This is a genomic window from Emticicia sp. GW821-FHT11C11 (assembly GCF_058808615.1).
Genome location: NZ_JBXARV010000003.1, coordinates 95,392 through 120,905, shown reverse-complemented (window position 1 = coordinate 120,905; position 25,514 = coordinate 95,392). Strand labels below are relative to the sequence as shown.

At 41.4% G+C, this 25,514-nt stretch carries 24 protein-coding genes; 8 read left to right on the top strand and 16 right to left on the bottom strand.

Translation table 11 applies throughout. The annotated features are described in order from the left end of the window. Window positions 1-107 precede the first annotated feature (107 nt). The 6 genes from AC1RRY_RS15705 to AC1RRY_RS15680 form a co-directional block, all read right to left on the bottom strand. Window positions 108-473 (bottom strand): Rid family detoxifying hydrolase, encoded by a 366-nt coding sequence (locus AC1RRY_RS15705; protein WP_492822911.1) that lies wholly within the window; start codon window positions 471-473, stop codon window positions 108-110. A 10-nt stretch (window positions 474-483) separates the two neighbouring features. Further along, window positions 484-1,320: a CvfB family protein gene (locus AC1RRY_RS15700; protein ID WP_492822913.1), complete on the bottom strand. Its 837-nt coding sequence runs from the start codon at window positions 1,318-1,320 to the stop codon at window positions 484-486. Window positions 1,321-1,340: 20 nt separating this feature from the next. Next, entirely contained in the window at window positions 1,341-1,625 is a 285-nt protein-coding gene (locus AC1RRY_RS15695; RefSeq protein ID WP_492822915.1) for a hypothetical protein, read from the bottom strand. A gap of 43 nt (window positions 1,626-1,668) precedes the next feature. After that, on the bottom strand, window positions 1,669-2,301 hold the full coding sequence (gene rsmG / locus AC1RRY_RS15690; RefSeq protein ID WP_492822917.1) for a 16S rRNA (guanine(527)-N(7))-methyltransferase RsmG: 633 nt from the start codon (window positions 2,299-2,301) through the stop codon (window positions 1,669-1,671). Window positions 2,302-2,326: 25 nt separating this feature from the next. Next, window positions 2,327-3,541, bottom strand: coding sequence for a glycosyltransferase (locus AC1RRY_RS15685; RefSeq protein WP_492822919.1), 1,215 nt, complete (start codon window positions 3,539-3,541; stop codon window positions 2,327-2,329). Window positions 3,542-3,673: 132 nt separating this feature from the next. Next, a complete protein-coding gene (locus tag AC1RRY_RS15680; RefSeq protein ID WP_492822921.1) occupies window positions 3,674-5,629 on the bottom strand; it encodes a putative porin in 1,956 nt (651 codons plus the stop codon). A 163-nt stretch (window positions 5,630-5,792) separates the two neighbouring features. Between AC1RRY_RS15680 and AC1RRY_RS15675 the strand changes: the two genes are divergently transcribed. Genes AC1RRY_RS15675 through AC1RRY_RS15665 form a run of 3 tightly spaced genes read left to right on the top strand, consistent with a single transcriptional unit; the run spans window position 5,793 to window position 8,145 of the window. Continuing rightward, a complete protein-coding gene (locus AC1RRY_RS15675) occupies window positions 5,793-6,896 on the top strand; it encodes a vWA domain-containing protein (protein WP_492822923.1) in 1,104 nt (367 codons plus the stop codon). A gap of 60 nt (window positions 6,897-6,956) precedes the next feature. Beyond that, on the top strand, window positions 6,957-7,616 hold the full coding sequence (gene nth / locus AC1RRY_RS15670; RefSeq protein ID WP_492822925.1) for an endonuclease III: 660 nt from the start codon (window positions 6,957-6,959) through the stop codon (window positions 7,614-7,616). A gap of 25 nt (window positions 7,617-7,641) precedes the next feature. Continuing rightward, window positions 7,642-8,145 carry an MOSC domain-containing protein gene (locus AC1RRY_RS15665; RefSeq protein ID WP_492822927.1) on the top strand — a complete coding sequence of 168 codons (504 nt, stop codon included), beginning with the start codon at window positions 7,642-7,644 and terminating at the stop codon, window positions 8,143-8,145. Here AC1RRY_RS15665 and AC1RRY_RS15660 read toward each other — a convergent pair. Together AC1RRY_RS15660 and AC1RRY_RS15655 are read right to left on the bottom strand one after the other, a co-directional pair. Continuing rightward, window positions 8,126-8,464: a translation initiation factor gene (locus AC1RRY_RS15660; RefSeq protein ID WP_492822929.1), complete on the bottom strand. Its 339-nt coding sequence runs from the start codon at window positions 8,462-8,464 to the stop codon at window positions 8,126-8,128. The genes AC1RRY_RS15665 and AC1RRY_RS15660 overlap by 20 nt on opposite strands. Next, window positions 8,461-9,330 (bottom strand): diacylglycerol/lipid kinase family protein, encoded by an 870-nt coding sequence (locus AC1RRY_RS15655; RefSeq protein ID WP_492822931.1) that lies wholly within the window; start codon window positions 9,328-9,330, stop codon window positions 8,461-8,463. Before AC1RRY_RS15655 ends, AC1RRY_RS15660 begins: the two co-directional genes overlap by 4 nt. Before the next feature lie 109 nt (window positions 9,331-9,439). Here AC1RRY_RS15655 and AC1RRY_RS15650 point away from each other — a divergent pair, with 109 nt between their 5' ends. Beyond that, window positions 9,440-9,871, top strand: coding sequence for a YybH family protein (locus AC1RRY_RS15650; RefSeq protein WP_492822933.1), 432 nt, complete (start codon window positions 9,440-9,442; stop codon window positions 9,869-9,871). On the opposite strand, the gene AC1RRY_RS15645 is transcribed toward AC1RRY_RS15650, so the two are convergent. Both AC1RRY_RS15645 and AC1RRY_RS15640 read right to left on the bottom strand, forming a co-directional pair. Beyond that, window positions 9,872-10,222: a LytR/AlgR family response regulator transcription factor gene (locus tag AC1RRY_RS15645; RefSeq protein ID WP_492822935.1), complete on the bottom strand. Its 351-nt coding sequence runs from the start codon at window positions 10,220-10,222 to the stop codon at window positions 9,872-9,874. Window positions 10,223-10,322: 100 nt separating this feature from the next. Next, window positions 10,323-12,884, bottom strand: a complete 2,562-nt coding sequence (locus tag AC1RRY_RS15640) for a transglycosylase domain-containing protein (RefSeq protein WP_492822937.1) — start codon at window positions 12,882-12,884, stop codon at window positions 10,323-10,325. A gap of 199 nt (window positions 12,885-13,083) precedes the next feature. On the opposite strand from AC1RRY_RS15640, the gene AC1RRY_RS15635 reads away from it, so the two are divergent. From AC1RRY_RS15635 to AC1RRY_RS15625, 3 genes are all read left to right on the top strand, one after another. Next, the gene (locus AC1RRY_RS15635) at window positions 13,084-13,512 is read left to right on the top strand and encodes a hypothetical protein (protein ID WP_492822939.1); all 429 of its coding nucleotides are present in this window, start codon (window positions 13,084-13,086) and stop codon (window positions 13,510-13,512) included. Window positions 13,513-13,669: 157 nt separating this feature from the next. Next, on the top strand, window positions 13,670-14,584 hold the full coding sequence (locus tag AC1RRY_RS15630) for an ABC transporter ATP-binding protein (protein WP_492822941.1): 915 nt from the start codon (window positions 13,670-13,672) through the stop codon (window positions 14,582-14,584). 44 nt (window positions 14,585-14,628) lie between these two features. Next, on the top strand, window positions 14,629-15,963 hold the full coding sequence (locus AC1RRY_RS15625; RefSeq protein WP_492822943.1) for an ABC transporter permease: 1,335 nt from the start codon (window positions 14,629-14,631) through the stop codon (window positions 15,961-15,963). A 133-nt stretch (window positions 15,964-16,096) separates the two neighbouring features. Here the strand turns inward: AC1RRY_RS15625 and AC1RRY_RS15620 are convergent, their stop codons facing one another. Then, window positions 16,097-16,723 carry a peptidoglycan DD-metalloendopeptidase family protein gene (locus AC1RRY_RS15620; RefSeq protein ID WP_492822945.1) on the bottom strand — a complete coding sequence of 209 codons (627 nt, stop codon included), beginning with the start codon at window positions 16,721-16,723 and terminating at the stop codon, window positions 16,097-16,099. Between the two features lie 124 nt (window positions 16,724-16,847). Between AC1RRY_RS15620 and AC1RRY_RS15615 the strand changes: the two genes are divergently transcribed. Continuing rightward, a complete protein-coding gene (locus AC1RRY_RS15615; protein ID WP_492822947.1) occupies window positions 16,848-18,632 on the top strand; it encodes an ABC transporter ATP-binding protein in 1,785 nt (594 codons plus the stop codon). Between the two features lie 4 nt (window positions 18,633-18,636). Here AC1RRY_RS15615 and AC1RRY_RS15610 read toward each other — a convergent pair whose 3' ends face one another. From AC1RRY_RS15610 to AC1RRY_RS15590, 5 genes are all read right to left on the bottom strand, one after another. After that, window positions 18,637-20,463, bottom strand: coding sequence for a TonB family protein (locus tag AC1RRY_RS15610; protein ID WP_492822949.1), 1,827 nt, complete (start codon window positions 20,461-20,463; stop codon window positions 18,637-18,639). Further along, window positions 20,463-20,867, bottom strand: coding sequence for an energy transducer TonB (locus AC1RRY_RS15605; RefSeq protein WP_492822951.1), 405 nt, complete (start codon window positions 20,865-20,867; stop codon window positions 20,463-20,465). Before AC1RRY_RS15605 ends, AC1RRY_RS15610 begins: the two co-directional genes overlap by 1 nt. 28 nt (window positions 20,868-20,895) lie before the next feature. Then, window positions 20,896-22,503, bottom strand: a complete 1,608-nt coding sequence (locus tag AC1RRY_RS15600; protein ID WP_492822953.1) for a M56 family metallopeptidase — start codon at window positions 22,501-22,503, stop codon at window positions 20,896-20,898. Between the two features lie 87 nt (window positions 22,504-22,590). Beyond that, entirely contained in the window at window positions 22,591-22,962 is a 372-nt protein-coding gene (locus tag AC1RRY_RS15595) for a BlaI/MecI/CopY family transcriptional regulator (RefSeq protein ID WP_492822955.1), read from the bottom strand. 187 nt (window positions 22,963-23,149) lie between these two features. After that, window positions 23,150-25,510, bottom strand: a complete 2,361-nt coding sequence (locus AC1RRY_RS15590; RefSeq protein ID WP_492822957.1) for a carbohydrate binding family 9 domain-containing protein — start codon at window positions 25,508-25,510, stop codon at window positions 23,150-23,152. Window positions 25,511-25,514 lie beyond the last annotated feature (4 nt).

Sequence of the window (25,514 nt, the reverse complement as noted above, 5' to 3'; positions counted from 1 at the left end):
TTTTACGGCAAGGTTTTATTTACACGTAACCTAATACTTTTCATTACAAATGCCTGATTTTCAACTTTATGCGTCCTAAATGCAAATAAGGGGTTTTTACATTAAATTTACTTAATTGCAATCACTGATATTTCAACATTTACATCTTTAGGTAAACGTGCCACCTGAACTGTTTCTCTGGCCGGAGGTGCCGACGTAAAGTAACTTCCATATACCTCATTAATAATCGCAAAATCATCCATATTTTTTAGAAAAATACTTGACTTTACAATATTTTCATAGTTCATATCTGCTTCGGCTAATATGTGTCCTATGTTCTCCATAATTTTTGATGCTTCTGCTCGCACATCGCCTGCCGATGCCAATTCAAGCGCTATCTGTCCAGAAACATATAAGGTGTTTCCTGCTAATACTGCCTGACTGTAAGGGCCAATAGCCGCTGGCGCTTTTTCACTAAAAATAATCTGTTTCATATATTCTGTTTTAATCGCAAATTAAATAAATACCATCTTCTTCAATCCTTATCAACCTTTGCTTATACAACCCCCCTATTGCTTTTTTAAATGTTTTCTTGCTCATTTCCAACTGATACATCACATAGTTCGCATCACTTCGATCGGTCAGATCCAGAAATCCGTTACTAGCTTTCAGTTTCTCAAGAATACGTTCAGCGTTGGGTTCTATATTGGCATATCCCTGTTTCTGAAGGCTTACATCAATACGGTTATCCTCTCTGATATTCTTCACATATCCTTTAACGGAACTTCCCAATTTGATACGTTGGAAAATCTCGTTCTCATAGATAAGCCCCTTGTATTTCTGATTTATGACAACGTTTAGTCCCAGATTAGTTTCTTCAAACACCAATAAATCTACTTCTTCTCCTATTGCCAGACTGATATTCTCTTTCTCAAAAAACTTATTTACTTTGCATGAGCCTACCAATCTTTCAGTATCCTCATCCAGATAAACGTAAACTGCACACCAGTCACCAGTCGTCAGTTTCTTATTCTGTTCTTTGAATGGCACAAATAAGTCTTTCTCCAGGCCCCATTCTAAGAAAGCACCAATGCCCGTAACCGCCATTACCTGCAGATACGCAAATTCATTCAGTTTTACCTTGGGTTCGAGCGTGGTGGCAATAATACGATCTTCGGAGTCTTTATAGATAAACACTTCGATTTCATCACCGACAATTACATCATCGGGTATATATTTCTTAGGCAACAAAACATCATTGCCATCGGTATCCCCCAGGTACATTCCAACGCTGGTACCCCTGAGTATCTTTAAAGTATTTTTGACTCCTAAATTGAGCATGTATATATAAGCAGTATAGCCTAATTAAAAGCGCGTTCGACGATCAGTTCTTTTACTGTGCGTGCATCGGCCTTTGTGAAATTTCTTATTAGAATCTCCTGCTCTCTCGCCCGGGCTTTGATTCGGATGGTTGCAAAAAATACCCCGGCGTCTATTTCCACGCCGGCTATATCATTATAGAAAACAAAGTTTTCGGAACTGCTAAACACTTTTCTCTCTCTGAAAGTTACCCCCTTTTCGCTGAAAATAACTTCGTCAGGAAGTAAAGGGTTTTTAAGACTGCTGGCCGAAAATTTTTCGTTCATTTGATTGAATCATTTAAATGTTTACCTAAAAAATAGCACTAAACTAAAATGGAACGTAAACTACTTTTTTGGTTTCGAAAAACTCCTCCTCAAAATAATCCGACAGGTTGTATAGTTTATATTTCTTGCCGAATTCCTCTAATTCTTCCTCCAGATCGCCTCCTTTCAGATACAAAATACCGTTTCTTAACTCATTAAACTGATTTCTGGCAACTTTGTTCTGTACCCAATCATAAAATGGTTTAAGCCTTGTTACTGCACGGCTGATGATAAAGTCGAAATCAGTAGCCACATTTTCGGCTCTTTCGTGCTGGGCTGTCAGATTATTCAATCCTAAAGCCTGCGCCACCTCTGTGACCACCTTTATCTTTTTTCCGATCGAATCTACCAGATGAAAATGGCACTCTGGAAATAGAATGGCCATCGGAATACCGGGAAATCCACCCCCTGTGCCTACATCAAGGATTTCTGTACCGTGTTTAAACTGAATCACTTTGGCAATTCCCAGCGAATGCAGCACATGTTTTTCGTACAGGTTTTCGATATCCTGCCTCGAAATCACGTTTATCTGGTTATTCCAATAGCTGTAAAGATCCTGTAACTGCTCAAACTGCTCGCGCTGTCTGGCAGTAATTTTCGGAAAATATTTTGTAAGTAAATCTATACCTGCAGACATGTTAAAAGACTAATTAGTATATTTTTTATCTCCATTTAATTTTTTTAGGATTCGAAAAAATAGTTACGACTCCGAAGATAAAATAATAACCCGCATATAATAAGTCATAATACGGTATTTTAAACGAACTGATTGTATAATTCAGTTTTTTGTTAACTATTGTGAGAACAATCCATCTGACTACCAACCAAAATAAAAACACTCCTGTCACCAAACGCATCCAGTCAGTAAAAGGATAAAAATCATGATAATTATATCTTTCGAGCCATTCTGCCGGAATCCTCGACCAACCCGGTGCTTCAAACCAATCGGGTTTAATAAATATCATTGGTAGAAGCATAAACCAGCACATTAGGTGACTCATGGCCAACATTCCTAATAAAACTTTGTCTCTGAATTTATATCTTTTTCCAACTGATAAATGCCGGCGTTTCTGTTGTACCCATTCTCCCCATGTTTTCTTCGGTTCTGATATCATGTGGGCTTCCTGATTCACGCAAACAGCCGCATTTTTCTTGTTTGAAACTTCATTTACGAATAAATCGTCGTCTCCGCTTAATAAACCATGATGACTGGCAAACCCATTAGTCGACCAGAACAAATCTTTTCTGTACATCAGATTTCTACCTACTCCCATATATGGAATGCGAGCTAAGGCAAACGATAAATACTGTAAAGCAGTTTGAAAGGTTTCATATCTGACCAATGAATTGAGGCGTGAGCTCTCATAAGAATATGGAGAAAACCCAAGTACAATTTTTTTATCACTACTCATTTGGGCTACCATCATGTCAATCCAGCGGTTACTGGTTGGGCGACAATCAGCATCGGTCAATAAGATAACTTCTTTTGAAGCCTTTTTTATACCCATTGTCACCGCAAATTTCTTAGCAGTAAAATGAGAAGGTAACGACTCAATTCTTACAAAATTAACCTTTGAATAAACTCCTTCATTAAACAACAGGTAATCATAAGTACCATCATGTGAACGGTCGTCAGCAACAATAACCTCAAAATCAGGGTATTCTTGTGCCTCAAGCAAAGGCAAAAGCTCTTTCAGATTCTCAAGCTCATTCCAGGCTGCAATCACAATCGAAACACCTGGTTTTCCTGCTTCATCTATTTCCGGATCATTGTCATGATGAGACGCCAAACGTGTAAACACTCCCAAAATGAAAACGAGTTGGACAACAACAGCCGAGAAAAAAAGAACCGGTAGTAAATAGTGCCAAAACACCATGAATCAAGAGTTTAGGTTTATATAAGTATGCAAAGATATAAATTCTTTGCCTGAACAATTTCATAGCAAGGAATAATTAAATCAAATAAAATTTCACTCAGAAGCTTTTATAGCGCAGATTGACAGCAGTAATTAGTCAAATAATGGCCAGTTGGCACCCAAAAAGAAAGTTCGTTTCATGCCCGGATACATCGACCCTACAAAGTACCCATTGGCAGGGAAACCCTGATTTACATGGGCAAATTTTAAGAAAAGCCTTACTTTGCTTATTTTCATATTAGCAAAAACATCTACAACCGGATACCCCCATACTTTTCTGCCGTTTTCGGTACTCTGCAAATAGAACTGTCTGTTAAGCGGCATGTAATTGTCTGCAAGGTAGGCCGAGCGATAATAAATTTCGGCTCCAAGATTAATATTCAGTCTCTTGGCATAAGTAAACTCGTAGCTGATGGTAGTATTGTTAGCTATGGTAGGCATACGTACTATCTCTTTCTTGTCGGTACCGGCCAAATAAATCTGATTAGCGAGAAACAATCGTTTCAGGCGATACTCGAATCCAAGTCCTGCCCTGAAAACATATAACGGAGCCGACAACTGCTGAGCCTGCGCCTGCTGGTCGTAATAAATATAGTTATCAACCAGAGACAAATAGCCTGCCGGAGAAATCGTAAATCTTTTAAAAACCAGAGAAGTAGAGGCGAAAAAATTAGACGAATTCTGATTCGACAACTTCGATGAGCCGTTTCTTAATTGGGTATCGCTTGCCCGATACCAGTTGCCTGCATTGTTCACCAGATACTCGTCTAAAATAGTGGCCGGGGTAGACAAAATCGTAAGCCCCAGCCTCAGTCTTGGCCCGATGTACTCCGATTTTATCCTCATATTCAGGCTATTTTGCACATTACCTATTTCCAGCTCTGCATAGGCACGTTTCAGGCTATCAGGAAAAAAGTAATTTGCCCAAGCCCCTGTTATTACTTCATGATTGTATTTATACCTGAAAGGTCTGTATCCGGCCAGAGAATCGTTGAAATCAGAACGGAGATTGTATAAACGATGGCGCAAATGAAGCCGGTACGAAAACCCGCGGTAAATGCCCTTAATACCAAACTTGTTTTCTATCAGTCTGTATCTTAACGACAGCGAAAGCGTATCGTTAATTTTACTCAATGCCTCTGCATCAGACGGCAATGCCTGCCCGTAGTAAGTATGTTTATTTGCAGAATCGGCCTTAATGCTGTAATCAGCATAATAGTCAATACGCCTTTGGTAATCAATTGTATGATACACCTGAAAGCCATTGGTAAGTTGATATTGCTGATAAATGTGGAACTCATTCCGCCAGTCTCGCGACGAACCATTGGTTATTCGCGGAAGGAAACTTTTATAATTATTCAGATCACCTACCTCTACGTATTGCACGCTGTCAACCAATGGCTTTATGCCGCCCTGTTCTACCGGAGCATGGTTAAAATGGTTATAAGTACCCAGAATTGTATATTTGCCATCTTTTGACTCATAATTGGCACTCAGCAATGCCGCCCAACTGTCTATCAGTCTTTCCTCGCGCGATACCGGCGCACCAAACTGCTTCGATGTTGTCAGGCGTTTTACTTCAAAAGTGGTGTTCAGCCGAGGTCTTATATTTTGTGAATGCGTAAAATCAAGATAGAGCATCCCTCCACCCGACTGCGAATAGTGCATATTCGTATAGGGCGACTTCGTGTTGTAGTACTTTGCTTTCCGGGCATCGAACGCATAAAAACCATAAGTATTAAATCCCAGTTGCTTGCCAATCTCTTCTATCGGTTGAAAATACAGTGGTTTCAGAGCTGTGCCTGTTAAGCCCAGATCCTGATAAAGCCAGCCACTTCTCAGATTTCTGTCGAATGAGAGATGAAACCCGTCGATGGTCGAATCAGGATTATAAAAAACTTTACGGTTATTCAGGATATCATCTTCCAGTATAAAGCGTGTGGTTTTCAGACCGTAAACCTGCTTGGTGGAATCGTCAAGGAGTTGAGCGTGGCAAAGACTGTAAAAAAAAGTCAATATAAGTGAGGAAAATATCTTCTTTGTGCTCATGTGCCGCCAATTACTATAAAAACGCTGCAATTTACTGCAAATCTTCGGATTTCAGACAAGCAAACTCTTAATAGTTCTTAAAAATGATGAATGTTCACGCCGCCAAACTTTAAGCACACAAAAAGCGTTAATATTTCAGAGAACTTTAAATCATCTGCTTACCATGACAGGTTTCCGTTTTTCTGAATTTAAGCCCGAAATGAAGGGCAATAGTAAATTTGAGCAACTACTCAATATTTTTCAGCAAATACTACTTATTACAGCCGGCGATGTGGGCCAGGCTTTGAGTTACATGAGTGATCTTGACCGCCAATATCAACTGACTGATGACACTTATGGCATGGCCGATTTCATTGAAGATTTAAAACAGAAAGGATATATAACCGAAGAAAATCAGGAAGGGCAGCAATACCGCATGACCGCCAAAAGCGAACAGGGGATCAGGAAACAGTCTTTGGAAGAGATTTTCGGTAAGCTGAAAAGAACCAAATCAAGCGGTAGCCATCATACTCCGTACACAGGTACGGGCGACGAACTGAGCAGTGATGTGAGGGCCTTTCAGTTTGGTGATTCACTGGAACAGATTTCAATGACGGAATCGTTAAAAAATGCCCAGATAAACAGTGGCATTGATGATTTCATGTTGCTGGAAAGCGACCTGGAAGTTGTTGACCGTGAATCAAAAATACAGACATCAACCGTATTAATGATCGATATTTCTCACTCTATGATTCTTTATGGTGAAGACCGTATAACCCCTGCCAAAAAAGTAGCATTGGCACTGGCGGAGTTGATTCGTACTAAATACCCGAAAGACACATTAGACATACTGGTATTCGGCAATGATGCCTGGCAGATACAACTGAAGGATATTCCGTATCTGGAAGTTGGCCCATATCACACAAATACCGTTGCCGGTCTCGAACTGGCAATGGATTTATTGCGCCGAAGAAAAACCAAAAACAAGCAGGTATTTATGATAACCGACGGAAAGCCCACTTGCTTGAAAGAGGGCATTAAATACTACAAAAACAGTTTTGGCCTCGACAGGAAGATCGTGAACAAAACCCTGACAATTGCTGCACAGGCACGCAGGCTCGACATCCCGATTACCACTTTTATGATTGCCTCAGACCCCTATCTGAAACAGTTTGTACAGCAGTTTACCGAGGTAAACAACGGCAGGGCATATTATAGTAATCTGAATGGGCTGGGTGGTTTTGTGTTGGAGGATTTCCAACGAAACCGTCGTAAAAAACTAAAATAGCCAAACCCTTTACACGGTTTTTATTATTTTAGAGTCCTGTTTTAAAAATTCATCCGATCAATGAACACAAAAGAGCGATTCAAAGCCCTGGTTACTTACTTTACCGAACATTATCCCCAAGCCGAAACCGAACTTGCTTTCACTAACCCGTATGAATTACTGGTGGCTGTTATTCTTTCAGCGCAATGCACCGATAAACGAATAAATCTGATAACACCAAAACTGTTTGAACGGTATCCCACACCTGAAAGCCTGGCCGATTCTACTGCCGACGAGGTATTCGAATACATCAGGAGTGTAAGCTATCCCAATAATAAAAGTAAACATCTGGTGGGCATGGCACGCATGCTTGTTAATGAATTTAACTCAGAAGTACCCAACACCATTGAAGCCCTGCAGAAAATGCCCGGTGTAGGCAGAAAGACTGCCAATGTAATTGTATCGGTTATATATAACCAGCCTGCCATGGCGGTCGATACACATGTATTTCGTGTCTCTCACCGTTTAGGTCTGGTGCCGAAAACTGCCAAAAATGCTTTTCTGGTAGAAAAAGAACTGGTGAAACACCTGCCCGAAGATAAAATTGCGGTGGCACATCATTGGCTTATCTTACATGGCCGGTATATCTGTGTGGCACGCACCCCCAAATGCGGAGAATGTGATTTGAAAAGTTTTTGCCTGGCCTATCAAACCGGAGATTTTAAAACACCGTCGCTCTAGTGTAAAATGCATTGAACAAAAGCCCATGGAAATTAAACAACTCATGCAAACCTTTACCCACAATGGCAGAGTAGAGTGGCTCAGTTATCGACCCGGCCCTACTTCAAGAGGGCCTTTGCTTACAACCGATAGCATAGAGCTGACAGAAAAAAAAGGCATAGTGGGTGACCGCTACCGGGGCACAGCCCGCACAAGGCAGGTAACCCTTATTCAGGCCGAACATATTGAAGCTGTGGCCAAAATCCTGCATAAAACCCATATTGACCCGGCTTTACTCAGACGCAACATTGTAGTTTCAGGTATCAATCTGCTGGCATTCAACGATTCTTTTTTTCAGGTCGGCGAAGCAATCCTTAAAATGACCGGCTACTGCCATCCCTGCAGTCGGATGGAAGAAAACCTGGGTACTGGAGGTTACAATGCCATGCGAGGCCACGGAGGCATTACCTGCACGGTAATAAGAGGTGGACGAGTCAACACGGGTGATGAAGTAATCGCGCTGCCGGATTTCAACCGCCTGCCTTCTTAGCTTTATAGCCTTCTTTCAACAAAAAGGCCAGGATTTTATCCCGATGATCTCCCTGAATCAATATTTCACCTTCTTTGGCAGTACCTCCGCTACCACAAAGATTCTGCAGTTTTTTTCTCAAAACCTGTAGGTCGTCGTCTTTGGCAATTACACCATCTACTCTGCTCACTACCTTATTCCCTCCTTTTCTGTCGAGCCATATTTTCAGGTTCTGTTGTTGGGGGGCAAGGGTTTCGGTTTCTTCTTCGCCGCCGAAATTATATTCAAAACCCGGGTCGGTTGAATACACAATTCCATCACGGTGCTTCTTGTTTTTCATATCATTACATGCAGGCTTTTTTCCTGAATAGTTATCATCAATTCGTCTGTATCCAATCGCATCGGTTCTCCGTCGTAGTGAATCAGCAATTTATCTTTGCCTTTCAATTTAAAACCTGTACTTCTGTACATTTCGGCATAAGCCGACTCATGAATGGTTTTATTGAATAGTCTGTTCACCAGCCCCGGTACTCCCCATAGCGGTATGGGGTTTATGAGAGTACAATCTATGAAGCCGTCGTCTATCTGTGCATCAGGCGCTATGTAGGCATTGTTGCCAAATTGCCTTGCATTGCCAAAGGTAAGACTGAACACCTCGCAATCATTGCCACTAAAATTACATGGCACCGGCTTATATTTCCAGAATTCCTGAAACCCAGCTCTTACATAATTCATTAAGCCACGCCCCTTTAGTTCTGAAAAAACATGCGCGCATTGGGCATCAAAGCCAAGCCCGGCTGTACAAAAGAAAGGCGTATCGTTCGCAAAGCAGGTATCTATCTGCCTGGTTTGCGCATTATTAATCAATTGTATTGCCTTGCGGAATACCATAGGGATTCCCAGTTCCCGGGCAAGACCATTCCCCGAACCCATCGGTATTATCCCCAACGCTGTCTTGCTTCCAATCAGGGCTTTTGCCGTTTCATTTACGGTACCATCTCCACCCATGGCTACTATATACGGAGTCTTTTTTTCAACGGCTTCGGCTGCTATATCGGTGGCATGCCCTGCGGCGCGGGTCTGAATAATTCTGTGCTTGTATTTTTGTTTGTCCAGCAGGCTTTCTATCAGATTCACTGCTTTCTGATGATTCTTCACCCGGCCGGAATGCGGATTAATTACAAACCAGATTTCTTGCTTGCTCACAAATATTGGAATAAATTTATACTTTAGTACAAATATAGCAACAAGGGCAGGAAATTGCCGACAAAGCAGATAAAACTCAGTAAACTTTCATTAAACTAAACCAAAAGATATGAGAATATTCATCACAGCCATACTTTGTATTTCACTATCTCTGCCTGCATTGGCGCAAAGCTCAAAAGACCGCCAGGAAGTATTAAAAGTATTGAACCGCCAGAACGAAAACTGGAACAAAGGCAACATCAAGGCATTTATGGAAGATTACTGGAAGTCGGACTCGCTGATGTTTATCGGGAAAAACGGTGTAATTTATGGCTGGAAGGCAACGCTCGAACGTTATAATAAATCTTACCCGGACCTGGCGACCATGGGCAAATTAAAGTTCGATATACTGAAAACGGACTTTCATTCTCCTACCACCTGTTGGGTATTAGGTAAATATCACCTGACCAGACCCGAGAAAGGAGATGCCGGTGGTTATTTCACATTGGTACTGAAGAAAATAGGCGGACAATGGCTTATTGTCTCCGACCACACAAGCTGATCAGCCGGCTTTCATATATTTGGAAACAGTATCAAGAAAAAATTCTTTCCTGCGGCGTGAAAGGCTCACGTGGTGTTCGTCCTGCACTTTCACCAGAAGCCCTTCGTGTATCTGATACCCGGTTACGTATTTCAGATTAACCATGTAAGATTTATGAGTGCGGAAAAAATTATAGTTGATAAACCTTTTTTCTAATTCCTTCAGTGTTTTTGAAACTATCAATCTTTCACCATCCTGTAAAAATACTTCAGTATAATTTACATCTGCTTTTAGGAAAAGAACCTCAGCGGGATTCACTTTCTTTTTTCCGGCGAGCTTAATAGTAACGCCGCGGTGTGGATTTGTTTCCATTGGAATTAATCGTTTAAGTTTTCAACAGTATTGACCCATAAATGCTTGTATTAGTTGTAATGGAAAAATATATTTTATGAAATATCCAAGATACTACCGCTTAATTATTTTTAGTGGTGTCTTTTGGAGGGAAGGTAATATTATCCTGCTGAATAGTATTGGTAGAGTCCAGTTCAATATCTAGCGAATCTGACTCCATAATGCCACCTATATCTCCGCCGCAATTCAGATAACTCTTCTTGATCGGAACTCTGGGTTTAGGGAATGGCCCGGGCACATAACCCAGTTTTTTATCGGTATAGACGCTTTGCATAAATTTGCCGAAAATAGGAAGTGCTGAGCGAGAACCCTCACCCATACGTGTACGGAAATGTATACTGCGGTCGTCACCTCCTACCCACACACCGCAAACAAGATCTTTTGTAAAACCCATATACCAGGCATCAGAGTAATTAGAGGTAGTTCCGGTTTTTCCGCCGGCCTGCCCCCCGTTGCCAAACAATGCGCTCGAATATTCCCAAAGTCCCTGTGAGGTACCGCCGGATTCTTCAACACCACCTCTCAGCATATATTGCATCAAAAAACCTGATTCGGCACTAATTGCCTCCCGTTTCTTTATTTCGACTTCAAAAATGACTTTCCCTTTCTGATCTTCTATTTTTGCAACTAATGTAGGCTCTATATATTCGCCTCCGTTGGCAAAAACACCGTAGGCAGCTACCAGTTCATAAAGCGATACATCTGACGAACCCAAGCCTATAGACGCCACAGGATCAAGCGGAGTGGTGATTCCCAGCTTCCGGGCATAATTCACTACGGTTGACGGCTTCACTTCATCGGTTATTTTTGCTGCTATTGAGTTGATGGAACGAGCCATTGCCCGCCGTAACGACATACTGGCATAAGTAAAAACCCCGTCTGCATTTCTGGGTGCCCATACTTTCGGCTCTCCTTTTTCTATCCACTCTTTTTTAAACGGTTCATCAATTCTTCTGTCGCATGGGGCAAGATTCAAAGGGCCATCAATGGCTGCACAATAGACAACCGGCTTGAATGTAGATCCCGGCTGGCGGCGTCCTTGTCTTACATGGTCATACTTAAAATAATTATAGTCTATCCCCCCTATCCAGGCTTTAATATAGCCATTGTATGGATCCATGGCCATCATACCGGTCTGCAAAAATCTTTTGTAGTGAACAATGGAATCGATAGGGCTCAGGAACAGTTCCTGCTCTGATGCACCGTCTTTACCCCATACAAAAACCTTCGTCATTTTTTTCTTCTCATACATGTAGTAATGTATGGAGTCAGGGTTATTCTTGAATTTCTGCGCCAACCGCTTATACATAGGTGTTCGCTTGGCTACTGTATCTATGTATCCGATTATCTCCTGACCGTTTTCGTATATCCAGGGATTCTTACCACTCCACTCCTGATCAAAAATTTTCTGCAAGCGCCGCATATGGCTCGACACCGCTTTTTCGGCGTAGTCCTGCATGCGCGAGTCGATGGTCGTATATATTTTTAAACCGTCTTTATAGAGGTCAAGGTCTACTTCATTGTTTTTCGCCCAGTTTTCTATGTATCTCGCCAGGGCTGTTTTAAAATAATTACCCCGGCTATCGGCATCCACCTCTGTGTCTATTTCCAGTTTTATCTCAGTTTTACTCAGCTCATCTGCTTTCTCTTGTGTTAATGCACCATTGGCAGCCATCAGTTGCAAAACCGTATTCCGGCGTTTCAGGGCATTTTTAGGATTCCTGATAGGGTTATACAACGTTGTACCTTTTTGCAGCCCCACCAATACGGCCGCTTCTTCGGCACTCAGCTTATCGGGTTCTTTACTGAAATAAGTACGTGAGGCCGTTCTGATACCATACGCATTGTTACCATAGTCTACGGTATTCAGATACATGGTCAGAATCTCTCCTTTGGTAAATCGCCTTTCAAGACGAATCGCAGTAAACCACTCTTTGGTTTTATACACTATCGTGCGCACAACAGGTACATAATACAGCAGGCCTCGCATTTCACTGCGCCTGGTACTATACAGGTTTTTGGCCAGCTGTTGCGAAACCGTGCTTCCGCCACCACGCTCGCCACCGGTAACAATACCCAAGGCTACGCCTCCCATTGATCGTAAATCTATACCTGAGTGTTCAAAGAATCGTTTGTCTTCAGTAGCTATCAAGGCTTTAAATAACCAGGGCGACATCTGGGTGCTATCAACAGTCTGCCGGTTTTCAGTATAAAACTTCCCCAGCTCGACACCATCGCTTGAATAAATAGTAGAAGATTGCGCAATTTTAGGGTTAGTCAGCTGCTCAATGCTGGGCATGCCCCCACAAAGCCACAGAAAATTAGTTTCAATACAAAACCAGTAGAAAAATCCGATAAGAAAAACACGTGAAGTAATTCTGTAAATGTTTCTTATGATAGAGAAATAGCGCCCTTCTACATCAAATCTGGAACGGAACTCCCTTTTTATACTATCAATTATCTTATAGAAAGATGCTAGTACCCAATCAACTCTCTTTTCGCCGAAAACCTTACCCAACAACCAATATATCCGGTCCAGAAACCACTCCCATGATTCGCTGATTTTTGTTATAGCGTTTGTCAAAAGTTGCCTGCCAGAATCTATTCTATTATTTTCTTTCATATTTAACGATTAAGCCGAAAACCCAACAAATAACTAAATTATGATGCAAATAATCAAACAAACTGAAAAGGTTTTTTAGTGGTGTAGCCTTTTAGTAAAAAAGCAGCGTGAATTACTGTCTGATTGCCGGAAGAATATAACAAACAGCCTCCGTGAATTGTTAAATTACTGTTTACTATCACAAAAACTCTGGTTTGCTATGGACTTTATACCTGCCGATAAGCCCCTGGAAAAAGAAATGCACTCTCTTTTTACCAAATCCATTTCGTTTCAGCTTCCTGCTGCCTGGAAAGAATTTCTGGTTAAGGTTATTCCATGGATTCTGATTCTGCTGATACCCGTATACATTCTCACTATTGGTTTCACGGCATTTGCCAGCTTGTTTAGAGCTTTTACTGCACACCTGCTGGGGTCTCTCGGCATGCTTTTCACCTGTATCGGGCTCATATGCAGTTTATTTTCATTGAGAGGAATGTTCAACCGTAAACGTGAAGGTTGGGTATATACCTACTATGCATTCTTACTTTTTCTGGTGGCAGATATTCTCTATCTGCAATTCTTCGAGGCTGTGGTTACTTTTCTTTTTTTCGGCTATTTACTTTTTCAGATAAGAGGATACTATAAATAATATACGGTCTCCTGCCGATGATAGCTCCCGTCAGGTCGTCTGGAACGGATTCTCAATTTTTGCGCCTTTCATGAAAGAATAAGTCCTTTTATACAGATTTCTTTATTACTTTTGAAAAGACCATTAATTTTGAGCCACTAAACCAAATAAGACCAACGTGAATAACATTCTAGAAGTACACAATGTTGTGAAGCGCTATGCCCAACATACGGCTCTCAACGATGTAAGCATTAATGTTCCGAAAGGGGTAATTTTTGGCTTACTTGGGCCGAATGGTGCAGGTAAAACCTCCCTGATTCGCATTATTAACCAAATCACTGCTCCTGACGAAGGCTATGTGCTGCTTGATGGCCAGAAACTTCGCCCCGATCACATCAAAGAAATCGGTTATCTGCCTGAAGAACGTGGTCTCTACAAGAAAATGAAAGTAGGTGAGCAACTGTTGTATCTGGCACAGCTAAAAGGGCTGACAGAAAAACAGGCAATGGATAAACTGAAAGAGTGGTTCATTAAGTTTGATATCAAAACCTGGTGGACAAAAAATGTAGAAGACCTCTCAAAAGGTATGCAGCAGAAGATTCAGTTTGTAGCTACTGTTTTACATGAACCGCAGTTGATTATCCTTGACGAGCCTTTCTCCGGCTTCGACCCTATCAACGCCAATCTCATTAAAGACGAGATTCTGGAACTGAAGAAAAAAGGCACTACTATTATTTTCTCAACCCACCGCATGGAATCGGTTGAAGAACTATGCGACAATGTGGCGCTTATCAATAAATCGCATAAGGTGCTTGACGGCCCCAAGAAACAAATCAAAGAGCAGTTTAAAACACATACCTATAATGTGGAATACCTCGGCGACTTAGGTACAGCGTTTGAAGATTTTGAAGTAATCGACACAAAGAACATTGAAGACAATTACAAGAAGTCTACCATCAGACTGAAACCTGAAATACATGCCAACCAATTGGTAAAACAACTGATAGACAAAGTTGAACTGCGCACCTTTGGTGAGAACATTCCAAGTATGAATGACATATTCATTGCTGCAGTGAATGAAGTTCCGCAATAAATTATCCGGCTGATTTTGTTTTAATTTCAAAAAGCACAGACAACATGAAAAATATTTTCCTTGTTTTAAAAAGAGAATACCTCACAAGAGTCCGCAAGAAGTCGTTTATCGTAATGACTATCCTGGGGCCGCTTCTGATTGGTGCCTTCTATGGTGTTATCGGCTGGACGGCCATGTCATCTATCAACCTTAAGAAAATCGAGGTGATTGACCAAAGTAATCTGTTTAAGGGTAAATTTAAAAGTACAGAAGAATTCGCCTACAGTTTTTCAAACAAACAGCTGGACAACGCCAAGAAAGATTTTTCCAAAAGTGGCTATGATGCGCTGGTGTATATTCCGCAGGACATCATGCATGACCCGAAAGGTGTGAAGATTTTCTCTCAGAAAAGCCTTTCTATTGAATTGCAAAGGGGTATTGAAAAGAATATTGAACGTGAAATAGAAACCATTAAGCTGACAGAGGCGGGTATCACGCAAAAAGTACTGGAAGATGCCAAGATGAACGTAAGCAGTGAAACCATCAGTCTGAGCGAAGAGGGAGAAAAAAGCAATAGTTCGGTAGCTGCTACTGTAATAGGTTATGTGTGTGCGTTTCTTATTTATATTACTGTGTTTATTTTCGGAGTACAGGTAATGAGAAGTGTAATGGAAGAAAAAACCAGCCGGATTGTAGAGGTAATCATTTCTTCGATCAAGCCGTTTGAACTCATGATGGGTAAAATTCTGGGTGTGGCCCTGGTAGGGCTTACACAGTTTGGTCTTTGGATTGTGCTCACTTTTGCCATTACTACTGCGGCTACTTCTTTGTTCGGTGAAAAATTTGCGGGTTCTCCCCAACAACGCCTTGAACAGGTAAAAAATATGCCACAGGCAGAAGAAGTTGAAAAACAGATTGCCAAAGAAACAGCCGGTGGTAGTGCGTATGTAAAAGTGATGAAAGCGGTTCAAACACTGCCATGGGTTACCATTCTGGTGTGTTTTATTTTCTATTTTCTGGGTGGTTATCTGATGTACAGTGCGTTGTTTGGTGCTATAGGCTCTGCCGTTGACAGCGAAACCGACGTCCAGCAGTTTATGCTCCCGATTACCCTGCCAATCATTTTCTCAATTGCTATTGCACAATTCGTGATTCGCGAACCGGATGGTGCTTTAGCTTTCTGGACATCGATGATTCCGTTTACTTCGCCGATCATTATGATGGTTAGAATTCCGTTTGGAGTGCCTACATGGCAAATCATCTTATCGATGGTAATCCTGACCGGTGGTTTCATAGGTACAACCTGGTTGGCGGCACGCATCTACCGTGTAGGTATCCTGATGTTCGGTAAAAAACCAACCTTTAAAGAAATTGGTAAGTGGATTTTTTATAAGGGGTAAGCTATTCAATTAGAAACAAGGTTGATAAACCTCTTTGATTATAATAAGATAACCCCACCCTAACCCTCCCCAACAGTGGGGAGGGGACTCTATTACCCCTCTCCCTATTGTTGGGGAGAGGGGTTTCCTTCTTCTACAACCCCAGCAAAAAATCAGGATTCAGACATATCGCCGCAAACTTCTCTCTGTCGGCCTCTGCACACACCCCGGGGAAATCCCCCTTCAAACCCAACATATCTGTCATTACCTGAAAGTGTAAATGTGGCGGCCAGTCACCATTGACCGGATAATCTCCTATCTCTGCTATTTTTTCACCTGCTTTTATGGGCTTCCCTTCATAAAGACCCTCTAAAGAGCCTAAAGACAAATGCCCATAAAGGGTATACAGTGGTTTACTGTCATAGATATGCTCCAGAATAATTGTCGGCCCGTAATCTCCAAAACCGATGTTGTTCTTAAAACTATGTACGGTTCCGTCTAAAGGTGCATACACAGCTGTACCTGCTTCCGCCCATAGGTCTACTCCCAGATGAATGTTTCTGGGTACCTCATTCATATTCGTAAAATGACTGCTACGTCTGTAAATCACCCTGTTTTCAAGATACCCTCCAATGCCCATCTTTGCACCGGCTGCATCAATTCTGCTGAATACGTAAGACGAAAACCTGGCGGTATCTACCAGGTCAAGTGTGTCTAAATCCGGATTAGCCACCGTAAAATCAAGTCTGATAAACAAATCTATATCTACTACTTTAGGCATTTTCTTTCAATTAAATATGGTTCTGCAATGATAGCAGTAAACGCCATTTTATGCAATAATAATTGTGCCTGCATCAATAACTTGTAAAATTTACCGTTCTTTACATCAGTTTCAGCAATACCCTATGAGTAATCCTTATATATCGCTCCTGAGTACCGCCTGGAGATATGCACGTCAGGAAAAGAAAAAATATGTATTTATCTACAGCCTGTTTGTAATGGCTAATATAGTGCTGGCGCTTAATCCGCTCTTGTACGGTTGGTTTATAGACAGTATCCAGAAAGACAGTTCGCAGATATGGAGTAATGTGCTGATGTATGCCGGATTGTTTCTGTTTCTGAAACTGCTTGAATGGAGTTTCCATGGCCCTGCCCGGATCATGGAACGGGACCTGGCTTTTAACCTGAGCCGAAATTTTCTGGACGAACTCTACCATCAAACCCTCCATTTACCCATCCGCTGGCATCAGGATAACCACAGCGGTTCAACCATTAACCGGATCCGCAAGGCTTATGACGCCCTGAAACACTTCTTTCAGGATGGATTCATGTTTCTGCATGCCATTTTCAAATTTATATTCTCGTTTGCAGCCATGCTCTATTTCTCGCCTTTGTTTGGGGGCATTGGTGTTCTGATGGGCATTGTCACTATCTGGGTTATTTTCAGATTCGACAAACCGTTTATCAAAGCACTTGACGAAACGAACGAAAAAGAGCACGTGGTTTCGTCTACCTTGTTTGACAGCCTCTCGAACATCATCACAGTTATTACGCTGCGGCTAGAGAAAAGGATGGAGTCGAGTCTTATGAAAAAAGTGTTAGAGGTATTGCCACCATTTCGGCGCAATGTGCGTATCAACGAATGGAAATGGTTTGTAGCCGATACGCTGGTTACACTCATTTACTGTGTTATTGCAGTAGGGTATGTTTATCAGCATTACACGCCGGGCCAGCCTTTTTATATAGGTGGTCTGGTTACACTACTCGGCTTTGTGATTCAGTTTACAAGTGTTTTTCATGATGTGGCCTGGCAATATACCAACATTGTGCAGTATAATACAGATGTACAAACTGCCCGAAGCATAGGCGCAGCGTATCAACAGCACCACCGCCCGGACGAAGAAACAACCTTGCCGCAAGACTGGAAAAAGATTTCTATTTCAGGGCTTAATTTCTCACACAATGCTATTTATGAAGAGACCAAAACGGCTCACAGCCTGCATAACCTGAGTATTATGATTGAGCGGGGCAAAAAGATTGCCTTTATCGGTGAAAGTGGAAGTGGGAAAAGTACTTTACTGGCGCTTTTGAGAGGTTTATATGATGCCGAACCGAATGTGAAGGTTTCTATTGATGGTGAGGCCTATGACTCTCTGGACATCATTTCTGATACCATTACGCTTTTTCCGCAGGAGCCTGAGATTTTTGAGAATACTATCGAATACAACATCACGCTGGGTCTGCCTTTTGAAGCAGACGAAATCATGAAAGTTAGTGAAACGGCACATTTCAAAGAAGTGATTCACCAGTTGCCCCGCGGGTTGGAATCCAGCATTCAGGAAAAAGGTGTGAATCTTTCCGGCGGACAAAAACAAAGACTGGCTCTGGCCAGGGGAGTACTGGCAGCTCGTCTGAGCGAAATCGTGCTACTAGACGAGCCAACCAGTAGTGTTGACCCCAAAACTGAAGTGCAGATTTATAACAAACTGTTTAAGGAATTCAAAGACAAGGCTGTTCTGTCTACTTTACACCGCCTGCACCTACTTACCCGGTTCGACTACGTGTATATTTTGCAAAACGGCCGTGTGGTAGACGAAGGCACATTCAAGCATCTGAAAGAGAACAGTACTGTTTTTCAGGAATTATGGAAACACCAGGAGCATCTGCATCCTAAAGAAGAAATGCTCTGAGTTATTATTTTTTTATTTCTGCCAAAGCTTTTGTGTGAATAACAATCGCTCCGTCTTTAGCTCTATCGCCATAGCTGTTAACAGCCAGCTGGTCTTTTAATACACTTATCGACTCTATATTCTTCGGTTCCAATCGGCCAAGCACCTCTTTCTTTACTTCTTTTCCGTCAAGAACATATAAAATGTCATCTCCATCACCTAAACCTTTCAACCTCAATTTTAGAGAAGAATCTTTGGCCGGAATATAAAACCCGGTTTTTTCCTGCGGTTGTGGTTCTATTACGAAGTTGACAGGTACAGTAAACATTACATTGACAGGTTCTCCTTTGTATTTTCCGGGTTTCCAGCGGGGCATCTGCGAAATCACCCTTACGGTTTCTTCATCACAGCCATAACCAATACCTTTCAGAACTTTCATGTCACTGATACTGCCGTCTTTTCTAACCACAAATTTCACAAATACTTTTCCGAAAATATTATTCCGTTGTGCTTCCACAGGGTATTTCAGATTTTCAGCAATAAAACTGAACATTTCCTTCAATCCACCCGGATACTCCGGATTCTCATCTACCGATTCAAAAACCAATTCGTCATTTGTCCATACTGTTCTTCTGACGGCTTGCACTTTCACTTCTTCCAAAGCTATGCGGCTTGATTCTTTCATCTTCAATGTCACATTGATTACGTTCTTATCTCCCACTTTCACAATAACCGATTCAAAACCCGGGAAACTGAAACGCAGTCTGTCTTCTTCTGTTGCATTCATTTTAAATTCACCATTCTTATTGGTAGTAGTCCCTCTGCTGATGTCAACTACTTCAATGTCAACGCCCGGTAAAGCGATTCCGTCCTCTGCCGAAGTTACCCTACCTGTTATGGTTTTATCCTCCGTATCTACCACTGTCACTGCTTGCTCAGCATTATATGCTTCTGATTCCTTATAGCTTACGCTACTGTTTTTAAGACCAGAAAGATTAACTTCCACCAGCTCAAGAACTTCATTTTTTGCAATAGTGGCTGACGACAACACCAGCATCAGTATAAATAAGGGCACAGACAAGCCATACTTTAAAAGCATAATTTTGTTTGACTTCGGTTTACTAAGCATCTGAATACGGCGTTTTAAGGTTGAATGCGTAAAGAAACGGTTGGTCAGCTGGTCTGGCAGCAGGCCGAATTCCTGCGAAAAAAGCAACATGGCGTAGTCAACCTTTGATGATTCGTTCTGTGAGGCAATCTCGTCGGCAATAAACTCATGTATGTGTTTGATATCCTTCTTATACTGGTACACTATCGGGTTAAACCAGTTCAGAATAGCAATTACTTCAAAAATCATCACATCTGCCGAGTGCAATTGTTGCATGTGCACATGCTCATGTGCCAGAATGGTATCTCGCTTTTTCAGGGTTTCATCAACAAAACTGTAACCGAAAAACGAAAAGGCCGTAAATTTTTCAAAGTCCTTATTTCTCAATACAACTACCAGTTGCAGCAGGGTAATCAGCAGACGTATGGTGAAAATACTGATACCCACCATGTATAATCCCTTCAATATGTCTGCCCAGGTAAAGGTAATGCCCCGTGCCGGGTGAATCAGCGCCATGGAAGGATCATAGAGAGTATAAAACACCGAATTGATTTCTTTGGTAATAAACCATGACTGAACATATTCGGAGTACCATAAGGGAATACCGAACGACAACAGTGCCGACATGACCAGGTATACCCGGTTCAGGTTATGAAACGTTTCGCCAAAAAGTACAAGGCGATAAAAACCGTAAAATAGAATTAAGTACAGATTAACCTGAACCAGATAAAATAAAAAATCCATTATTTTGATGTTTTTCCTCCTAAAGCAAACTTAACCGGCAATACCATAGTGGCACGTACAATCTGGTTGTCTTTACGACCGGGAATCCACTTAGGCATAGCTTTCACAACCCTTGTCACTTCCTCGTCGCAACCATAGCCTAAACTTTCCATAATGGCCGTTTCGCTGATACTACCGTCTTCCTCTACAGTTAATTTAATAAGTACTTTACCCTGAATATTCTTGTCGCGAGCTACTTTCGGATATTTAAGGTTTGTACCAACAAACTCAAACAGGGCTTTCATACCACCCGGAAACTCGGGCGTTTCATCAACCTGTTCAAGCGGCGCTTTCTTTTCTTTCTGTGCATACAGGCTCGTGGAAGAAAATACACCAAGCATTAAAATAAAAAATAGCTTTTTCATAATTGTTTTAAGTTTAATTGAACATTTGTTAGTAATTGTCAGTAATTATAAGTGCGCCATCTCTGGCTTTTTCACCATACTTTGCCAATGCTGTTTCCGGCGATAATACCTCAACTTTTGAGTCATCTACTCTGAGCGACGTGGCGCCTCCTTTTATATCTGTCATTTCCTTGCCGTTATATACCACAAGCATTTGTTTTTCGAACATCCAGAAATCCACTCCGTTCACAGCCTGTAAATTATACTTATCAACCAGATTCTGATTTTTGCCTGTAAGCCTCACATAGGTAGAAGTATTATTCTTTTGTTCGTACTTATCCAGCAGGTTGGCGTAATCTTCATAATACAATTTCTTTTCATAATTTTTCACCTCGTTATCAATGACAATCACTCCTCTGAAAGTCAGTTCTTCATTGCTGAGGCTGGCGATAATTCCATACGGCTTGCCAAGAGTAATTTTCATAAAAACTGTCGACTCCACTACCTGTTTTCTTTTTACGGCAGGTATCCAATCCGGCATTGACATCAGTACGTCAGCTACACGGCCATTATAGTCTGCCCTGATTCCTTTATCCAGCTTTACATTTGATATTTTCCCCACTTTATCTACCGTAAATGTGGCATATACATCTCCTTTCAGTTGTTTTCCCTCCGGATAGTCAAACTTTGATGCAAAGTAAGTTTGAAACGCACTGATGCCACCTTTAAACTCGGCCGGTATCAATTCAATGTCTTTTACCCGTCTTACATCCTGCGCCACTACAAAATAAGCCAGGCATACGATCACCGGTACTATGAATACATATTTACCTATCATCCAGAGAGGGCTCCGCTTTTGCATCATCATCTGAATCCGCTCTTTCAGCATTGAATCCTTGAAAAAATTATTACTCAGGCTGCTGGCATTCATTCTGAAATTGTATTCGAACAGAAACTCTGCGTATGGTACTTTTTCATCACCCTCCACAATACTGTCGGCAAGAAATTCATGCAGCTTTCTCAGCGATTTTTTATAATGAACCAGCAGCGGATTAAACCAGCAAAAGATGTGTACGAGTTCAATCAGGAATATATCCCAGCTATGCCCCTGGCTGATATGCACCTCTTCATGGTCAGTAATGATACTGCGGTTATAAAAAATATCTTCCTTGTTCAGAATCAGAAAATTGAAAAATGAATAGGATGAAAACGCCTTGTTGGTTCGTAACAACCAGTAATCGCGACCGCTGCGGGTTTCCGGTTTTCCGATTGGTTCGCTTTCCCGTAATAGTACATACACCCTTACCAGTGCAGTAATGAATCTGATGGCAAAAAACGTTACACCGACCATATAAATGGCCGACAGTACGTCTACCCAATGAAAGGTTAAAGCAGGTGTTTCAGACAAAACAGGTTTAAAAACAACGCTTTTAATAGACTCAATCGGCAATTCATTTAAAGTCTGCGGAAGCGGCTGTTTAAATGTATAATTATGCCTTACTTTCAGAAACGGCATTAAAAAAGATACCACCACCGAAAGCAACAGATAAAAACGGTTCGCATGGAAAAAGGTATTTCTACGAAGAAAAACCCAATAAAAAGCATAGAAAATAGCCAATGCAAGATTGACTTTCAGAAGGTAGATTAGTACACTCATATAACTGATACGTTAAAAGTTATTCATGAACAATACCTGTTTAAACTTACCTGCACTTTTAAAATACACCTGTTATCCGGGTGCTTACTATTGCTTTTTCATTCTTTCAATTAATCTCAGAATCTCATCTGCCTCTTTCACATCTATTTTCTTTTCTCTCACAAAAAACGAGAACATCTCTTCTACTGAATTTTCAAAATAACCTTCCATTAGTTTTCCGGTGGCAAAAGACTTGTATTCTTCTTTACTCACCAGTGAGTAATACTCATGTGTTTTGCCATAGGCTTTATGCCCTATAAAACCTTTCTGCTCCAGAATACGGACAATCGTAGAAACCGTATTATAGGCGGGGCGGGGCTCAGGAAATTCTTCCAGAATATCTTTTACAAAGGCGGGTTCGCGATTCCATAATATTTGCATTACTTCCTCTTCCGCACGGGTCAATTCTCTGAGTTCCATTATTTCTTTGATTAAAATGAATTTGTTATCGGTCTTAAATCCAAACAAATATATAACTAAAATTTTAGTTTCAAAACTATTCGTGTAGTTTTTTTACACCTATTCGAAAAAATTGAACCAGCCACCTAGTCAGTGTTTATCGCTCCCATCAACTAGTCAGTTAAACCTATGCTTAATCTGCAATAGCTTAAAACTGTTTCAGATATGAAATCTTTGAAATAAAAGCCTGGTCTATCTGTTTTGTCCATTCATTAACCGTATTGGTATTAAATACAAGATACAGATATGAAAGCGGCTTAACTTCCCACGAAAAGCGGATGTTCCACCCCACAGCGCTGTTGATACTCGTTTTTTGAAAAAGGCTGCTCAATTGAACGCGCGGGTTAATGGCCAGGCGGCTCTCAATACTATAAAGGTTTATACTTCCGGAGTCGTTCGCTTCGCCTAAATGATTCGTTTTTCCAAACTCTGTATTGGCTGAAAAATAAATATAAGGTATCGGCGCTATCGTGATACCAGTAGCTATGGCGTTATAGCGCCCGTTATAATACTCGCCCACATTGCCACTTGCACTGAACGAGACCTTTTTCGAAGGGTCGGTACTATATGTAAGTCTATGCCGGTTATAATAATAAACTCCTTTAGCAATATTGCTGCTTAGCAGGGTTGTGTTGCTTTCAAGATTCTGTTTAAAGAATATCCAGTTCCATGAAAAACCGCCGCCATTCTGAAATTGAAAGCTAATCGGTGAAACATTGATATACCTGTCTGTCAGCAACAAGTTTGTGGCATTATGATAAGTGCTCCATGAAAAACCCGGCACATAAGCCCGGATATATTCTGGAAGCAAGGCCCCTCGAAACTGCCGGGAAAGCCCGGCCTCTGACACAATTGTGTTTTCTCTTGCCACGAATCCCACTGCTGGAGCGTAGTTCTTATTAATCAGCGACTCGTTCCACCATATCGACCACTGATTTGTCCGATAACTCATCTGCATGGCTCCCGCAACACCACTTTTACCGCTTTCAGTATAAGTGCCCGACAGCATGTAGTTCAAAGCTAAACTTTGCTTTACTCTCACTAAGCCATCAATTGTATAAGTCAGGTTATCTACAGTACCCTCAGCATCCTGATTTTTGTATGATACCAAAGCTCCAATCCGGTTATATCTGCCTATATTCTGAGAATACCTGCCCACAAAAAAATTGGCTGCACTTGTATGGGCGTTTCCTTCCTGTCTGATGAAAAGTCCACCATAATTACGATTCTCGGAACGGTACACCAACCTGCCGCCTGCTACTATATTTAACGGACTACCATTAGCATCAAGACCAATAGCGCGACTGAAAAAAGGCTGAATTCTTGCAGAAAAATCTGAAAAGTCATTTGCCTGGGGTTCTACTCCTACGGCAAAAACACCTGAGTTTTCCAGAAAGAACTGTCTCCTCTCCGGAAAAAACATTGAAAAACGATTCGTATTGATTACTTTCCGATCGGCATCGGCCTGAGCAAAATCAGTGTTAAACGTCAGATCCAGCAATGTATTTGTATTAATTGCCCACTTTATTTCACCACCCGGTTTTATGGTGCTTTCAGTACGCTTATTTGTTAGGCCCCCTTCATTTTTGGCATACGAATACAGTACATAAGGCTGTACTCTCAGATTTAAAGACGGCTTCGGTGCAGGCAGGTTTACCAGCTTGGCCGCATAGGGCATGCGCAGACCACCGTATGCCCGGGGGAATTCAGGAAAATAGGAAGTTTCATTAATTGACCTCGCCAGCCGTGCAAAGCTGATACCCCATGTTTGCAAAGAATCAGTTCCTTCTTTATAGCGCAGGGTTTTCCAGGGTATGGCAAATTCAGCTGTCCATGCCGAATCGCTGCGTTGGGTCCGTCCTATCCAGAGGCCGTCCCAATCCGGTTCATAATAATTATCATCAAACGAAAGTAAATCTCTCTGTGCGCCATAAGGATTGAGCATAAACATGGCACAATTCCTCTCGTCGTTGTATCCGTCAATAGCCAAAGCAAAAAAATCGTTCTGACTGGCGCGATAATCCCGGCGCATATTAATTACCCGAAAATTATCTCTTCCTGTATTATCATAGCATACGGCCGAAACATATAAGTATTTCTTATTATATAACAGGCGCGTTACTGTTCTTCTTAAAGCCGCTTTGCCCTGGTGTGGGTCTGCCTGTATAAAGTTATCAATAATATGCGCTTTGCTCCATTCTGCTTCGTTGATAAATCCATCTATTTCCAGGCTCGTGCTGATAGCCGTAGCTTCAATCTCAACCTTGTTTTTTACCGGGGAGAATATCTCTTGTGCTGCGGTATCAGATAAAAATCCAAGCAAAGCAGTAGCTACTACAATGCTTTTTGAATATGGCATAGTATTCATACAATTATAAATAATGATAAAATGAATCTGTATTTTGAACAGTAATGCTTTTGTTTCGAGGTCGTTTTCACCGACCACTGCAAACTGCCCGATATTGAGAGTAATTGATGCGGTTAATGTAAGTTCTGAACAGATTTTCAATTAA